The following is a 15,564-nucleotide window of genomic DNA, read 5'->3' as shown; positions in this document are numbered from 1 at the left end:
GAGGAATTTTACTAGAAAAAGATACCGTAGATGACAAACCAGCACGCTTTGAAGCTCAAGTGGTAAATAGGTAAAATTTCAGCTCTCAAATGAGGGCTTTTTGAGATACAAGTTTCAAAAAAGAAGCAAATATGATATACTAAAGAACGAGTATTCTATTAGAATTGGAACAAGTAATATGAAACAAACGATTATTCTTTTATACGGTGGACGTAGTGCAGAGCGTGAAGTCTCTGTTCTTTCAGCTGAGAGTGTGATGCGTGCGGTCAACTACGATCGTTTCACAGTCAAGACTTTCTTCATCAGCCAGTCGGGTGATTTTATTAAAACGCAAGAATTTAGTCATACTCCAGGTCAAGAGGATAGTCTCATGACCAATGAAACCATTGATTGGGATAAGAAAGTTGCACCAAGTGCCATCTACGAAGATGGTGCAGTGGTCTTCCCAGTCCTTCACGGTCCGATGGGAGAAGATGGCTCAGTTCAAGGCTTCCTCGAAGTTTTGAAAATGCCTTATGTTGGTTGTAACACATTGTCATCTAGTCTTGCCATGGATAAAATCACGACCAAACGTGTGTTAGAATCTGTCGGGATTGCCCAAGTTCCTTATGTGGCCATCGTCGAAGGTGATGATGTGACTGCTAAAATTGCCGAAGTTGAAGAAAAATTGACTTACCCAGTCTTCACAAAACCATCAAACATGGGTTCAAGTGTCGGTATTTCTAAGTCTGAAAATCAAGAGGAACTCCGTCAAGCTTTGAAACTTGCCTTTCAATATGACAGCCGTGTCTTGGTAGAGCAAGGGGTAAATGCTCGTGAAATCGAGGTTGGTCTCTTGGGCAACTACGATGTCAAGAGTACGCTACCAGGAGAAGTAGTCAAGGATGTTGACTTTTATGACTACGATGCCAAGTATATTGATAACAAGATTACCATGGACATCCCAGCCAAAATCAGTGATGATGTGATAGCTGTCATGCGTCGAAATGCTGAAACAGCCTTCCGTGCCATTGGTGGCCTCGGACTATCTCGTTGCGATTTCTTCTATACAGACAAGGGAGAGATTTTCCTAAACGAGCTTAATACCATGCCAGGTTTTACCCAGTGGTCTATGTACCCACTACTTTGGGACAATATGGGGATCAGCTATCCGGACTTAATCGAGCGATTGGTTGATCTTGCTAAGGAAAGTTTTGACAAGCGCGAAGCGCATTTGCTATAAAAATGAAAGAGAGGGTAGAAACCAGAACCATCACTGCAAGGTGATTTTAGTTCTCGGATTTCAACCCTTTTTAAAGGAGTAGAAATGAAATTAACAATTCATGAAGTGGCTCAAGTTGTAGGAGCTAAAAATGATATCAGCATATTTGAGGACACCCAGTTAGAAAAAGCTGAGTTTGATAGTCGTTTGATTGCTACAGGGGACTTGTTTGTGCCCCTCAAAGGTGCGCGTGATGGTCATGACTTTATCGAAACAGCCTTTGAAAATGGCGCTGCTGTAACCCTGTCTGAGAAAGAGGTTGCAAATCATCCCTATATTCTAGTAGATGATGTCTTGACTGCCTTTCAAATCCTAGCTGCCTACTATCTTGAAAAAACAGCAGTTGATGTCTTTGCGGTTACGGGTTCAAATGGTAAAACAACTACCAAGGATATGTTAGCTCACTTGCTATCAACAACCTACAAGACTTACAAAACACAAGGCAACTACAATAATGAGATTGGTCTTCCTTACACGGTTCTTCACATGCCTGAAGGAACAGAAAAGTTGGTTTTGGAGATGGGGCAGGATCACTTGGGAGATATTCATCTCTTGTCTGAATTGGCTCGTCCAAAAACAGCCATCGTGACCTTGGTTGGAGAAGCCCATTTGGCCTTTTTCAAAGACCGTTCTGAGATTGCTAAAGGGAAAATGCAAATTGCAGATGGGATGGCACCTGGTTCCTTGCTTTTAGCGCCAGCTGACACTATTGTAGAGGATTACTTGCCAACTGATAAAAAGGTAGTTCGTTTTGGGAAAGGGGCAGAGTTGGAAATTACAGACTTGGTTGAGCGAAAGGACAGTCTGACCTTTAAGGCTAATTTCTTGGAACAAGCCCTTGATTTGCCAGTGACTGGTAAGTACAATGCCACCAATGCTATGATTGCGTCCTATGTTGCCCTACAAGAAGGGGTTTCAGAGGAGCAAATTCGTCAGGCCTTCCAAAATCTTGAATTGACGCGTAACCGTACCGAGTGGAAGAAAGCAGCCAATGGAGCAGATATCCTATCAGATGTTTACAATGCCAATCCAACTGCTATGAAGCTGATTTTAGAGACTTTCTCTGCCATTCCAGTCAACGAAGGTGGCAAGAAAATTGCTGTTTTAGCGGATATGAAGGAACTTGGTGACCAGTCTGTTCAGCTCCATAACCAGATGATTTTGAGCCTCTCACCAGATGTGCTTGATACCGTGATTTTCTACGGAGAAGACATTGCTGAATTGGCTCAACTGGCTAGTCAAATGTTCCCAATCGGCCACGTTTACTACTTCAAGAAAACAGAAGACCAAGACCAATTTGAAGACTTAGTTAAGCAGGTTAAAGAAAGCCTTGGAGCTAATGACCAAATCCTGCTCAAAGGCTCTAACTCTATGAATCTAGCCAAGTTGGTAGAAACTTTAGAAACTGAAGACAAGTGATTTTGTCAAACATTTACGTATTTCTAAATCCATTTTTGACAAATAGCATGGTATAATAAAATGCAGGAAAATTTTGAATCATGAGGAAGACTAGATGAATTTATGGGATATTTTCTTTACGACCCAAGCAACAGAACCACCCAAATTTGACCTTTTTTGGTATTTAAGTATATTTACACTCTTGGCCTTGACCTTTTATACAGCCTATCGTTATCGTGAAAAGAAGGCTTATCAACGATTTTTCCAGAGTTTACAAGCAGTTCAGTTGATCCTCCTTTACGGTTGGTACTGGATCAATCATATGCCGCTATCAGAAAGTTTACCTTTTTACCATTGCCGTATGGCTATGTTTGTGGTGCTTTTGCTTCCTGGTCAGTCTAAATATAGGCAGTATTTTGCATTACTAGGAACATTTGGGACATTAGCAGCCTTTGTTTATCCAGTGCCAGATGCCTATCCTTTCCCACATATTGCGATTTTATCCTTTATCTTTGGCCACTTAGCTCTCTTGGGGAACTCTCTAGTTTATCTATTGAGACAGTATAACGCGCGATTGCTGGATGTGAAGGGAATTTTTCTCATGACCTTTGCTCTAAATGCCTTAATTTTTGTGGTCAATTTAGTAACAGGTGGAGATTACGGATTCTTGACAAAACCACCATTGGTTGGAGACCATGGCTTAGTAGCTAATTATTTAATCGTTTCCCTGGCCTTATCAGCAGCGATTACGTTGACAAAGAAAATCTTGGAACTATTTTTAGAACAAGAAGCAGAAAAAATGATTGCAAAGAAAGCTTAGAAATGAGCTTTCTTTTTTTCATAAATCTGATTTTTTATAACTTGTTTGGAAAATACAAAAATATGATGAGCGAATGTAAAAAAATGGTAAGTAAATTTAGGAAAAACTAAGCACGATTGGATTTTTTGTGTTATAATATTCTGTGAATAGCTATGCCCTGTTTTAGCTATATTGAATAGAAGTTTGAAACTTGGAAGAGAGAGGATGCGATGTAATGGCTAGAGATGGTTTTTTTACAGGCTTAGATATCGGAACCAATTCGATTAAGGTGTTGGTTGCCGAGCTTAGAAATGGTGAACTAAATGTAATTGGTGTAAGTAATGCCAAGAGTAAAGGTGTGAAGGATGGGATTATCGTTGATATTGAAGCAGCAGCAACTGCTATCAAGTCAGCTATTTCCCAAGCAGAAGAGAAAGCTGGCATTTCAATCAAATCAGTGAATGTTGGTTTGCCTGGAAATCTTTTGCAAGTAGAACCAACTCAAGGAATGATTCCAGTTACATCTGATACAAAAGAAATTACAGATCAAGATGTTGAAAATGTTGTTAAATCAGCCTTGACAAAGAGTATGACACCAGATCGTGAAGTCATTACTTTTATTCCTGAAGAATTTATCGTAGATGGCTTCCAAGGTATTCGTGACCCGCGTGGCATGATGGGGGTTCGTCTTGAAATGCGTGGTTTGCTTTACACAGGTCCACGTACTATTCTTCACAATTTACGCAAGACAGTTGAGCGCTCAGGTGTTCAGGTTGAAAATATTATTATTTCACCATTGGCTTTGGTTCGTTCAGTCTTGAATGAAGGAGAGCGTGAATTTGGAGCTACGGTGATTGATATGGGAGCAGGTCAAACAACTGTTGCTACAATCCGTAACCAAGAACTCCAGTTTACAAATATTCTTCAAGAAGGTGGAGATTATGTCACAAAAGATATCTCTAAAGTCTTGAAGACTTCACAAAAACTAGCTGAAGGATTGAAATTGAACTATGGTGAAGCCTACCCTTCACTTGCAAGCAATGAAACCTTCCAAGTTGAAGTGATTGGTGAAGTAGAGCCTGTAGAAGTTACAGAAAGCTACCTAGCAGAGATTATTTCAGCTCGCATTAAACACATTTTTGAACAAATCAAACAAGAGTTGGAAAGAAGACATTTGTTGGATCTTCCAGGTGGGATTGTTCTGATTGGTGGAAATGCTATTTTACCAGGTATTGTAGAACTTGCACAGGAAGTCTTTGGCGTTGGTGTCAAACTTTACGTTCCAAATCAAGTTGGAATCCGTAATCCTGCCTTCGCTCATGTGATTAGCTTGTCTGAATTTGCTGGTCAATTGACTGAGGTGCATTTATTAGCGCAACGAGCAGTTAAGGGTGAGGATACTTTGCGTCACCAACCAATTAATTTTGGTGGGATGATTCAACGCGTTACGCAAGTAGCACAACCTACCCCTATTCAACCAGTTCAAAATACTGAGGTAGAGCAATCAGCTTCTACGAACGTAGTTGCTCCGAAAGAAGATAAAGTATCTTCTCAAAATAAACCAAAAATCGCAGATCGTTTCCGTGGCTTAATCGGAAGCATGTTTGATGAATAAAAGAGGAAAAATAAACTATGACATTTTCATTTGATACAGCAGCAGCTCAAGGTGCAGTTATTAAAGTAATCGGTGTTGGTGGAGGTGGTGGTAACGCCATTAACCGCATGGTTGACGAAGGTGTTGCAGGCGTAGAATTTATCGCAGCAAACACAGATGTACAAGCTTTGAGTAGTACAAAAGCTGAGACTGTAATTCAGTTAGGCCCTAAATTGACTCGTGGTTTGGGTGCTGGCGGTCGACCTGAAGTTGGTCAAAAGGCAGCTGAAGAAAGCGAAGAAGCCTTGACTCAAGCTATTACTGGAGCAGATATGGTCTTCATTACTGCAGGTATGGGAGGTGGCTCTGGTACTGGTGCAGCTCCTGTTATTGCCCGCATTGCTAAAGATTTAGGTGCTCTTACAGTTGGTGTTGTGACACGTCCTTTTGGTTTCGAAGGAAGCAAACGTGGTCAGTATGCTGTCGAAGGAATCAATCAACTTCGTGAGCATGTAGATACTCTATTGATTATTTCAAACAACAACTTGCTTGAAATTGTTGATAAGAAAACGCCACTTCTTGAAGCTCTTAGCGAAGCAGATAACGTACTTCGCCAAGGTGTTCAAGGGATTACTGATTTGATCACAAACCCTGGTTTGATTAATCTTGACTTTGCCGATGTGAAAACAGTTATGGCAAATAAAGGAAACGCCCTAATGGGTATCGGTATCGGTAGTGGTGAAGAACGTGTGGTAGAAGCAGCTCGTAAGGCAATCTACTCACCACTTCTTGAAACAACTATTGACGGTGCTGAGGATGTCATCGTCAACGTTACTGGTGGTCTCGACTTGACTTTGATTGAGGCTGAAGAAGCATCAGAAATTGTCAACCAAGCAGCTGGTCAAGGAGTGAACATCTGGCTCGGAACATCTATCGATGAAAACATGAAAGATGAAATTCGTGTTACAGTTGTGGCAACTGGTGTTCGTCAAGATCGTGTGGAAAAAGTTGTGGGCCATGCACCAAGACAAGTTGTCCGTCATGAACAAGCAAGTCCTAGTCATGCACACAATCATAATCGTCAGTTTGATATGGCTGAAACTGCAGAAATTCCAAGTCCAGCACCTCGCCGTACAGAAACTTCTCAATCTTCAGCATTTGGTGATTGGGACTTGCGTCGTGAGACAATTGTTCGACCAACTGATTCAGTTGTATCACCAGTTGAACGTTTCGAAGCACCATCTTTACACGATGAGGATGAATTAGATACTCCTCCATTTTTCAAAAATCGTTAAGTAAATGAATTTGAAAGAAAATACAGAACGTGTTTTTCAACAAATAAAAGATGCAAGTCAGCAGGCAGGAAGAGAAGCTAATTCTGTTTCGGTTGTTGCTGTTACAAAATATGTAGACGTACCGACAGCGGAGGCTTTGCTTCCGCTAGGTGTGCATCATATTGGTGAAAATCGTGTGGATAAATTTCTTGAGAAATATGAAGCTTTAAAAGATAGAAATATTACCTGGCATTTGATTGGAACCTTGCAAAGACGCAAGGTCAAAGATGTCATTCAGTATGTTGATTATTTCCACGCTTTGGATTCATTAAAGCTAGCAGAGGAAATTCAAAAAAGAAGTGACCGAGTTGTTAAGTGTTTCTTACAAGTAAATATCTCAAGGGAAGAGAGCAAACATGGTTTTTCAAAGGAAGAACTATTAGAGCTCTTGCCAGAATTGGCCACCTTAGATAAAATCGAATATGTCGGCTTGATGACCATGGCTCCTTTTGAAGCTAGTAGTGATGAGTTGAAAGAAATTTTTAAAGCTACGCAGGATTTGCAACTAGAAATTAGAGAAAAACAAATTCCCAATATGCCAATGACGGACTTGAGTATGGGTATGAGTCGTGACTACAAGGAAGCGATTGAATTTGGCTCAACATTTGTCAGAATTGGTACAGCATTTTTTAAATAGGAAAGAAATATGTCTTTAAAAGATAGATTTGATAAATTTATAGATTATTTTACAGAAGATGGAGAAGATATTGGTACTGCATACCAGTCTAAAGCTGAAGAGCCGATTGTGACTCCAGTCCCTTCTGTTCAAGAGTTGCCTCAACAAGCTGCTAGTACGCCATCTAAAGATAAAAACATCACTCGTCTTCATGCCCGTCAACAAGAGTTAGCTATGCAAAGTCAACGTTCTACTGATAAGGTGACAATTGATGTTCGTTATCCACGCAAATATGAAGATGCCACAGATATTGTTGATTTATTAGCTGGTAACGAAAGTATTTTGATTGATTTCCAATATATGACAGAAGTACAAGCTCGTCGTTGTTTGGATTATCTGGATGGGGCACGTCACGTTTTAGCTGGTAACATGAAAAAGGTAGCGTCTACTATGTACTTGCTGACACCAGTTGATGTTGTCGTCAATATTGAAGATATCAAAATCCCAGATGAATCACAAAATGGTGAATTTGGTTTTGACATGAAACGTACGAGAGTGAGATAATGATCTTTCTCATTCGTTTTATTCAAAATGCAGTGGATATCTATTCACTGATCTTAATCGTGTTTGCTCTGATGTCTTGGTTTCCCAATGCTTATGAATCACGTCTTGGACGCTTGATTATTAGTTTAGTGAAACCGATAGTAGCTCCCTTGCAACGTTTACCCCTCCAGATTGCAGGTCTTGATTTGTCTGTCTGGATTGCGGTATTACTAGTTCACTTCCTAGGGGAACAGTTGATTCGACTTTTAGTGATCTTTCTATGAACAAGATGATTTATCAACACTTTTCTAAGAATGATTCGTCTTTTATTGATAAGGGAGTAGAATGGATAAAAAAGGTAGAAGATTCTTATTCTCCTTTTTTAACACCCTTTGTAAATCCCCATCAAGAAAAGATTTTAAAGGTGCTAGCATCAACCAACGGCATCTCCTACATGAGCAGTCGGCAGTTTCTTGAAACTGAATATGTACGAGTTCTCCTGTATCCTGATTATTTTGAGCCAGAATTCTCTGATTTTGAACTTTCCTTGCAAGAAATTGTCTACCCTAATAAGTTTGAACGCTTAACGCATGCAAAAATATTAGGGACTGTTTTAAACAAGCTGGGAATTGATAGGAAGCTATTTGGTGATATCTTAGTCAACGAAGAGAGGGCACAGATTATCATTAATCGACAGTTTATGCTCCTTTTTCAAGACGGCATTACGAAAATTGCTCGTTTACCGGTTCGTCTAGAAGAACGGGATTTTACTGAGAAAATTGCTACAGTAGAAGATTATCAAGAATTAGATATTTGTATTGCTAGTTCTAGATTAGATGTTTTTCTAGCAGGTGTCTTCAAGCTGTCTAGAAATCAGGCAAGTCAGTTAATTGAAAAACAGGCAGTCCAAGTTAATTACCATTTAGTTGAAAAATCAGATTATGCAGTTCAAGTTGGTGATTTGATTAGTGTGAGGAAATTTGGTCGATTGAAACTTGTTAGAGATAATGGGCAAACAAAAAAAGATAAAAAGAAATTAACGGTCCAATTATTATTAAGTAAGTGAGGAATAATATGCCAATTACATCATTAGAAATTAAAGATAAAACCTTTGGTACAAGATTTAGAGGTTTTGATCCAGAAGAAGTTGAAGAATTTCTTGAAATCGTTGTTCGTGATTATGAAGATTTAGTTCGAAGCAATCATGATAAAGAGTTGCATATCAAGAGCTTGGAAGAACGTTTGTCTTACTTTGATGAGATGAAAGATTCTTTGAGTCAATCAGTATTGATTGCTCAAGATACGGCAGAGCGTGTGAAACAAGCTGCTCAAGATCGTTCTAATAATATTATCCAACAGGCAGAGCAAGATGCCCAACGTTTGCTTGAAGAAGCAAAATATAAGGCTAATGAGATCTTGCGTCAAGCTACTGATAATGCTAAGAAAGTTGCTGTTGAGACTGAAGAATTGAAGAACAAAAGCCGTGTCTTCCACCAACGTCTCAAATCTACAATTGAGAGTCAGTTAGCAATTGTTGAATCATCAGATTGGGAAGATATTCTGCGCCCAACAGCTACCTATCTTCAGACAAGTGATGAAGCATTTAAAGAAGTTGTTGGTGAAGTTCTTGGTGAATCGGTATATTCACAACCAGAAGAAGAACCAATCGATATGACTCGTCAATTTACACCTGAAGAAATGGCTGAGTTACAAGCTCGAATTGAGGCTGGTAATAGAGAATTAGCTGAATTTGAAGCTCAACAAGATCATTATGTAGAAGAACATTTAGAGCCAGTTGAAGTCGAAGGCCCTTCATCGAATGAGGAAGATACAAATAAAGAATCTGTCCTAATCTTATAATGAATAGTGATATGTGAGAACAATATTTTATCCTTATATTTTCAGCGAGCAGGAGATGGTGTGAGTCCTGTAATCCCTAATGATAAGATTATCCTCTCAAAAACTCAAGTCTGAATGGAGTAAGATTTGACGTTCCCCACGTTACGGGATAAGAGGGAGAAAGACTAAATCTTTTTCCGAATAAAGGTGGTACCACGATTTTCGTCCTTTTTGGCAGTCGTGGTTTTTAATTTGTTATTATTTATAAAGGAGATACCATGAAACTCAAAGATACCCTTAACCTTGGGAAAACAGCTTTCCCAATGCGTGCAGGACTTCCTACCAAAGAGCCAGTTTGGCAAAAGGAATGGGAAGATGCAAAACTTTACCAACATCGTCAAGAATTGAACCAAGGAAAACCTCATTTCACCTTGCATGATGGCCCTCCATACGCGAACGGAAATATCCACGTTGGACACGCTATGAACAAGATTTCAAAAGATATCATTGTTCGTTCAAAATCAATGTCAGGTTTTTACGCACCATTTATCCCAGGTTGGGATACTCATGGTCTGCCAATCGAGCAAGTTTTGGCAAAACAAGGTGTTAAACGCAAAGAAATGGACTTGGTTGAGTACTTGAAACTTTGCCGTGAATACGCACTTTCTCAAGTAGATAAACAACGTGAAGACTTTAAACGTTTAGGTGTTTCTGGTGACTGGGAAAATCCATATGTGACGTTGACTCCTGACTATGAAGCAGCTCAAATCCGTGTATTTGGTGAGATGGCTAATAAAGGTTATATCTACCGTGGTGCCAAGCCAGTTTACTGGTCTTGGTCATCTGAGTCTGCCCTTGCTGAAGCGGAGATTGAATACCATGATTTGGTTTCAACTTCCCTTTACTATGCCAACAAGGTAAAAGATGGCAAAGGTGTTCTAGATACAGATACTTATATCGTAGTCTGGACAACAACTCCATTTACCATCACAGCTTCTCGTGGTTTGACTGTTGGTGCAGATATTGATTACGTTTTGGTTCAACCTGCTGGTGAAGCTCGTAAGTTTGTGGTTGCTGCAGAATTGTTGACTAGCTTGTCTGAGAAATTTGGCTGGGCTGATGTTCAAGTGTTGGCAACTTACCGTGGTCAAGAATTGAACCACATTGTAACAGAACATCCATGGGATACTGCTGTAGATGAGTTGGTTATTCTTGGTGACCACGTTACAACTGACTCTGGTACAGGTATTGTCCATACAGCCCCTGGTTTTGGTGAGGACGACTACAATGTTGGTATTGCTAATGGTCTTGAAGTCGCAGTGACTGTTGACGAACGTGGTATCATGATGAAGAATGCTGGTCCTGAGTTTGAAGGTCAATTCTATGAAAAGGTAGTTCCAACTGTTATCGAGAAACTTGGTAACCTCCTTCTTGCTCAAGAAGAAATCTCTCACTCATACCCATTTGACTGGCGTACTAAGAAACCAATCATCTGGCGTGCAGTTCCACAATGGTTTGCCTCAGTTTCTAAATTCCGCCAAGAAATCTTGGACGAAATTGAAAAAGTTAAATTCCACTCAGAATGGGGTAAAGTCCGTCTTTACAATATGATTCGTGACCGTGGCGACTGGGTCATCTCTCGTCAACGCGCTTGGGGTGTTCCACTTCCAATCTTCTACGCTGAAGACGGTACAGCGATTATGACTGCTGAAACTATTGAACACGTGGCTCAACTCTTTGAGGAACATGGTTCAAGCATTTGGTGGGAACGTGATGCTAAGGACCTCTTGCCAGAAGGATTTACTCATCCAGGTTCACCAAACGGCGAGTTCAAGAAAGAAACAGACATCATGGACGTTTGGTTTGACTCAGGTTCATCATGGAATGGAGTTGTAGTAAACCGTCCAGAGTTGACTTACCCAGCAGACCTTTACCTAGAAGGTTCTGACCAATACCGTGGTTGGTTCAACTCATCACTCATCACATCTGTTGCCAACCATGGCGTAGCACCTTACAAACAAATCTTGTCACAAGGTTTTGCCCTTGACGGTAAAGGTGAGAAGATGTCTAAATCTCTTGGAAATACCATTGCTCCAAATGATGTTGAAAAACAATTCGGTGCTGAAATCTTGCGTCTCTGGGTAACAAGTGTAGACTCAAGCAACGACGTGCGTATCTCTATGGATATCTTGAGCCAAGTCTCTGAAACTTACCGTAAGATTCGTAACACCCTTCGTTTCTTGATTGCCAATACATCTGATTTTAACCCAGCTGTGGATGCAGTAGCCTACGAAGAACTTCGTTCAGTTGATAAGTACATGACGATTCGCTTTAACCAGCTTGTCAAGACCATTCGTGATGCTTATGCAAACTTTGAATTCTTGACAATCTACAAGGCCTTGGTGAACTTTATCAACGTTGACTTGTCAGCATTCTACCTTGATTTTGCCAAAGATGTTGTTTACATTGAAGGTGCTAAATCACTGGAACGCCGTCAAATGCAGACTGTTTTCTATGACATTCTTGTTAAAATCACCAAACTCTTGACACCAATCCTTCCTCACACAGCAGAGGAAATCTGGTCATATCTTGAGTTTGAAGCAGAAGACTTCGTCCAATTATCAGAATTACCAGAAGCAGAAACTTTTGCTAATCAAGAAGAAATCTTGGATACATGGGCTGCCTTCATGGACTTCCGTGGACAAGCTCAAAAAGCCTTGGAAGAAGCTCGTAATGCCAAAGTAATCGGTAAATCGCTTGAAGCTCACTTGACAGTTTATCCAAATGAAGTGGTGAAAACTCTACTCGAAGCAGTAAACAGCAATGTGGCTCAACTTTTGATCGTGTCAGACTTGACCATCGCAGAAGGACCGGCTCCAGAAGTTGCTGTAAGCTTTGAAGACGTAGCCTTCACTGTTGAACGCGCTGCAGGCCAAGTATGTGACCGTTGCCGTCGCATTGACCCAACAACAGCAGAACGCAGCTACCATGCAGTCATCTGTGACCACTGTGCAAGCATCGTAGAAGAAAACTTTGCAGATGCAGTCGCAGAAGGATTTGAAGAGAAATAATCGAATTATAGATTAAAAAGTTTTCTGTGTGTGTATTTTAGTTTGATATAAAAGAAAATATTAAACAAAATTAATGTATAATATTAATTTTTAATGAAAAGGAAATATTGATGAAAAAGAAAACACTTGCTCAATTAGATGGTATCATTGGTTTAGTTACAGGAACTATTCTAGCCATTTTGCCAATTATTATAATTATGATTGCCTCTATATTTGATGATGAAGAAGTTGTTGGTGTCATCTTAGGAATTATTTTTATTATTTTTAGTTTAGTAAAAATTGGAATTTTAATTCTAGGTATTCTCTCACTAATATACTATAAAGATGATAATAGAATTTCTATTGCACCATCAGTCTTATTAATTGTTGGCTCTGCACTTGCATTGGTTCCATTATTAGGATGGATAGGGGGAATCGTCATTGTTGTTGGTGCTTCATTATTTTTAGGAAGCCTCAAAAAATTTAAAGTTGAACTATAAATAGAGTTTTTGTCAACTAGAGTAAATGGAGAAACTCTAAAATTGGTTCTTTGTCAGCAGTAGTGGATTAAAGAAAAGCTAAGATAGAGAAAGGACAAATTTCGTCCTTTCTTTTTTGATGTTCAGAGCGATAAAAATCGTTTTTTGAAGTTTTCAAAGTTTCGAAAATCAAAGGAATTTCGCTTGATAAGTTTGATGAGGTTATTGGTCGCTTCTGATTTGGAGTTAGAATAGGCTAATTGAAGGGCGTTGACGATTTTTCAATGATTTCATGATTGATGAAAGTTACTATTTTAGTTTTAAGAATTGTGGCTATTGTGTATTTCAAGGGCGATGAGCGTGTGACTCCTGCACTGTCTGTATTGTTTATCGTAGGTAGTTCTGTTGGATTAATCCCATTCGTGGACTAGATAGGAGAAATTATGACAATTATTGGCAATTCCTATACTTTGAAATTTTGAAAAATTTGAAATTGAAGAATCATATCTTTCGAATTGAGATGGGACGAATTGACTATTTGTTAGAAATACTTATTACAGTATGAAGACGGTTAGCCTTATTTTTTTGTTACCAATTGACGGAAAATCTTACAGGATAAATAAGCTATTTCATTCGTAAAATCTAAAGCATTTATTTGAGACAAGGAACTCTTTTTATAGTATAATGATGGTTGTAGATTAAATATATCAAAATATATATAGAAGTATTTTTGTTTCTTGTAAGTTTATCATAGTGAGGAAGCAAAATGCTTCTTCTATTTTGAAAGGGATAAAATAATAGAGAGGATATAGAATGAAAAAGTTTTTTGGAGAGAAGCAGCATCGTTTTTCCTTACGAAAGTTAGCGATTGGTCTTGTGTCTGCTTCAATTTCTAGTTTATTTTTTGTGTCTATTGCTAGCGGTGGGACCGTATTTGCTCAAGAAAATGTATCTGTTCACTACAAATACGTGACGGATACAGAACTGAGTAGTCATGAGAAGGACTTGATTGTAAAGGATTTTCCTAATATTGCTGAAGATAGTGAGAGTACCTATTATCTAGTCTACCGTATGGATGAGAAAGCCCAACTAGGTCAGTTGCCTAATACCGGTGAGCACAATAATCTGGTTACCGCCCTTACTGGTGGAGCCCTCGCTTCGATTGGACTCCTCATTTTTGCTGTTTCGAGAAAGAAAGGCAAGAAGAAAGTACTGTTGAAGGTTGTTTTGATAACAGGCATGGGGAGTGGTTTGGTTTCTTCAGTTCAGGCTATTGAAAATCAACTCTTGCTCCAATATAATCAAGAATATCAATTATCCCAAGGAGATAGTCTGCCTCTGCCAAGAGTCCTGTCAGGTTATACCTATCTAGGCTATATTAAGCAAGACAAGAAAATTAATCAGTTAGAAACTGTTGCTAGAGATCAGAAACTAGACGATACGGTTCACCCTCATTTCCAGTCCAATGAAGGTGGGCAAAATGTAAGAGATGAGCGGAAAAATCCGTCTCCAACAAGCTCTGCTGACAAGCCAATCCCTTCTAAAGATTCACCCAATCAAAAGCCGTCTGGTATTGCTAGTGTGGATCCTCATGACGAAGTCTTGGCTGGTCGTTTAAATAAACCAGAGCTCTTATACAAAGATCAAGAGATTGAAACCAAGCTAGACTTTGCTGAAGTGGTTCAAGAGAATCCCGAACTAGCAGAGGGAACAATTCGTGTCAAACAAGAAGGTCATGTTGGGAAGAAGGTTGAGGTTGTTCGTATTTTTACTGTTGAAAACCAAGAAATTACTCGTGAGATCCTCTCGACCAAGGTAGAAAAATCCTTGCCACGTATAGTAGAGAAAGGGACTAAGAAGGCAGTTGCTCCGAGTGAAGCACCCCAGTCTGCAAGAAAAGGTGAGCCAGAGACCCATGCTTCCTTACCAGAATATAAAGGTGAGCAATCTGGAGCAATAGTTGCCCCTGAGAAAACTGATAAACCATCCTATACAGGCACTCAGTCTGGAGCAATAGTCGAACCCGAGAAAGTAGCTCCACAACCAGAGTACAAGGGAACTCAAGCTGGTGCGATTGTTGAACCTGAAAAGCAGGAACCAGAGGTTGGAGGTGCTCAATCAGGGGCTTTGGTAGAACCAGAAACGGCTGATAAGCCATCCTATACAGGTCCCCAGTCCGGAGCGGTTGTTGAACCAGAGAAAGTAGCTCCACAACCAGAATACAAGGGAACTCAAGCTGGTGCCATCGTCGAACCGGAGACTCAGCCTTCCCTGCCAGAATATAAAGGTGAGCAATCTGATGCAATAGTTGCCCCTGAGAAAACTGATAAACCATCCTATACAGGCACTCAGTCTGGAGCAATAGTCGAACCCGAGAAAGTAGCTCCGCTACCTGAATATCAGGGAACTCAAGCTGGTGCTATCGTCGAACCAGAGACCCATGCTTCCTTACCAGAATATAAAGGTGAGCAATCTGGTGCAATAGTTGCCCCTGAGACAACTGAAAAACCAGAATATACAGGCATTCAATCTGGAGCCATCGTCGAACCGGAGACTCAGCCTTCCTTGCCAGAATATAAAGGCGAGCAATCGGGAGCTGTTGTAGCCCCTGAGACGGTCGAAAAACCAGAATATACAGGCATTCAATCTGG

The 15,564-nt window shown here is 39.9% G+C and carries 13 protein-coding genes, 1 pseudogene and 1 other annotated feature; of the genes and pseudogenes, 13 read left to right on the top strand and 1 reads right to left on the bottom strand.

Annotated elements, in window-relative coordinates:
• Nucleotides 1-178: 178 nt before the first annotated feature.
• From HMPREF2701_RS04850 to HMPREF2701_RS04795, 12 genes are all read left to right on the top strand, one after another.
• Nucleotides 179-1,222, top strand: a complete 1,044-nt coding sequence (locus tag HMPREF2701_RS04850) for a D-alanine--D-alanine ligase (protein WP_061590492.1) — start codon at nt 179-181, stop codon at nt 1,220-1,222.
• Nucleotides 1,223-1,306: 84 nt separating this feature from the next.
• The gene (gene murF, locus HMPREF2701_RS04845; RefSeq protein ID WP_061590491.1) at nt 1,307-2,680 is read left to right on the top strand and encodes a UDP-N-acetylmuramoyl-tripeptide--D-alanyl-D-alanine ligase; all 1,374 of its coding nucleotides are present in this window, start codon (nt 1,307-1,309) and stop codon (nt 2,678-2,680) included.
• A gap of 94 nt (nt 2,681-2,774) precedes the next feature.
• Nucleotides 2,775-3,479: a YwaF family protein gene (locus HMPREF2701_RS04840; RefSeq protein ID WP_049491097.1), complete on the top strand. Its 705-nt coding sequence runs from the start codon at nt 2,775-2,777 to the stop codon at nt 3,477-3,479.
• Nucleotides 3,480-3,693: 214 nt separating this feature from the next.
• Complete coding sequence (gene ftsA, locus HMPREF2701_RS04835) at nt 3,694-5,073, top strand: cell division protein FtsA (RefSeq protein WP_033688313.1); 1,380 nt, start codon at nt 3,694-3,696, stop codon at nt 5,071-5,073.
• Nucleotides 5,074-5,090: 17 nt separating this feature from the next.
• On the top strand, nt 5,091-6,347 hold the full coding sequence (gene ftsZ / locus HMPREF2701_RS04830; protein WP_000144257.1) for a cell division protein FtsZ: 1,257 nt from the start codon (nt 5,091-5,093) through the stop codon (nt 6,345-6,347).
• 4 nt (nt 6,348-6,351) lie between these two features.
• Nucleotides 6,352-7,023, top strand: coding sequence for a YggS family pyridoxal phosphate-dependent enzyme (locus tag HMPREF2701_RS04825; RefSeq protein WP_049491096.1), 672 nt, complete (start codon nt 6,352-6,354; stop codon nt 7,021-7,023).
• Between the two features lie 9 nt (nt 7,024-7,032).
• Entirely contained in the window at nt 7,033-7,566 is a 534-nt protein-coding gene (locus HMPREF2701_RS04820) for a cell division protein SepF (protein WP_061590490.1), read from the top strand.
• On the top strand, nt 7,566-7,829 hold the full coding sequence (locus HMPREF2701_RS04815; protein WP_061590489.1) for a YggT family protein: 264 nt from the start codon (nt 7,566-7,568) through the stop codon (nt 7,827-7,829). The genes HMPREF2701_RS04820 and HMPREF2701_RS04815 overlap by 1 nt, the downstream gene beginning before the upstream one ends.
• The gene (locus tag HMPREF2701_RS04810; protein ID WP_061590488.1) at nt 7,826-8,611 is read left to right on the top strand and encodes a YlmH family RNA-binding protein; all 786 of its coding nucleotides are present in this window, start codon (nt 7,826-7,828) and stop codon (nt 8,609-8,611) included. Before HMPREF2701_RS04815 ends, HMPREF2701_RS04810 begins: the two co-directional genes overlap by 4 nt.
• Before the next feature lie 8 nt (nt 8,612-8,619).
• Nucleotides 8,620-9,405: a DivIVA domain-containing protein gene (locus HMPREF2701_RS04805; protein WP_042750728.1), complete on the top strand. Its 786-nt coding sequence runs from the start codon at nt 8,620-8,622 to the stop codon at nt 9,403-9,405.
• Nucleotides 9,406-9,617 (top strand) — a binding site (T-box leader).
• A 45-nt stretch (nt 9,618-9,662) separates the two neighbouring features.
• Nucleotides 9,663-12,455, top strand: coding sequence for an isoleucine--tRNA ligase (gene ileS, locus HMPREF2701_RS04800; protein ID WP_070482318.1), 2,793 nt, complete (start codon nt 9,663-9,665; stop codon nt 12,453-12,455).
• Nucleotides 12,456-12,565: 110 nt separating this feature from the next.
• A complete protein-coding gene (locus HMPREF2701_RS04795; protein WP_049491089.1) occupies nt 12,566-12,934 on the top strand; it encodes a hypothetical protein in 369 nt (122 codons plus the stop codon).
• 78 nt (nt 12,935-13,012) lie between these two features.
• Here the strand turns inward: HMPREF2701_RS04795 and HMPREF2701_RS10680 are convergent.
• Nucleotides 13,013-13,194, bottom strand: a pseudogene (locus HMPREF2701_RS10680) (transposase); the annotation flags it as partial.
• 532 nt (nt 13,195-13,726) lie between these two features.
• On the opposite strand from HMPREF2701_RS10680, the gene HMPREF2701_RS11490 reads away from it, so the two are divergent.
• On the top strand, nt 13,727-15,564 hold a 1,838-nt coding region (locus HMPREF2701_RS11490; RefSeq protein ID WP_261674413.1), incomplete at its 3' end, for a G5 domain-containing protein.

Source organism: Streptococcus sp. HMSC077D04 (assembly GCF_001808785.1).
GTDB lineage: Bacteria > Bacillota > Bacilli > Lactobacillales > Streptococcaceae > Streptococcus > Streptococcus mitis_BX.
Note: the sequence above shows the minus strand (reverse complement) of the source record. Positions and strands in the feature narration are given on the sequence as shown.

Bases quoted from the DNA above. Each gene is read 5' to 3' on its own strand.
- HMPREF2701_RS04850 (WP_061590492.1), top strand. From the start codon at position 179: ATGAAACAAACGATTATTCTTTTATACGGTGGACGTAGTGCAGAGCGT.
- murF (WP_061590491.1), top strand. From the start codon at position 1,307: ATGAAATTAACAATTCATGAAGTGGCTCAAGTTGTAGGAGCTAAAAAT.
- HMPREF2701_RS04840 (WP_049491097.1), top strand. From the start codon at position 2,775: ATGAATTTATGGGATATTTTCTTTACGACCCAAGCAACAGAACCACCC.
- ftsA (WP_033688313.1), top strand. From the start codon at position 3,694: ATGGCTAGAGATGGTTTTTTTACAGGCTTAGATATCGGAACCAATTCG.
- ftsZ (WP_000144257.1), top strand. From the start codon at position 5,091: ATGACATTTTCATTTGATACAGCAGCAGCTCAAGGTGCAGTTATTAAA.
- HMPREF2701_RS04825 (WP_049491096.1), top strand. From the start codon at position 6,352: ATGAATTTGAAAGAAAATACAGAACGTGTTTTTCAACAAATAAAAGAT.
- HMPREF2701_RS04820 (WP_061590490.1), top strand. From the start codon at position 7,033: ATGTCTTTAAAAGATAGATTTGATAAATTTATAGATTATTTTACAGAA.
- HMPREF2701_RS04815 (WP_061590489.1), top strand. From the start codon at position 7,566: ATGATCTTTCTCATTCGTTTTATTCAAAATGCAGTGGATATCTATTCA.
- HMPREF2701_RS04810 (WP_061590488.1), top strand. From the start codon at position 7,826: ATGAACAAGATGATTTATCAACACTTTTCTAAGAATGATTCGTCTTTT.
- HMPREF2701_RS04805 (WP_042750728.1), top strand. From the start codon at position 8,620: ATGCCAATTACATCATTAGAAATTAAAGATAAAACCTTTGGTACAAGA.
- ileS (WP_070482318.1), top strand. From the start codon at position 9,663: ATGAAACTCAAAGATACCCTTAACCTTGGGAAAACAGCTTTCCCAATG.
- HMPREF2701_RS04795 (WP_049491089.1), top strand. From the start codon at position 12,566: ATGAAAAAGAAAACACTTGCTCAATTAGATGGTATCATTGGTTTAGTT.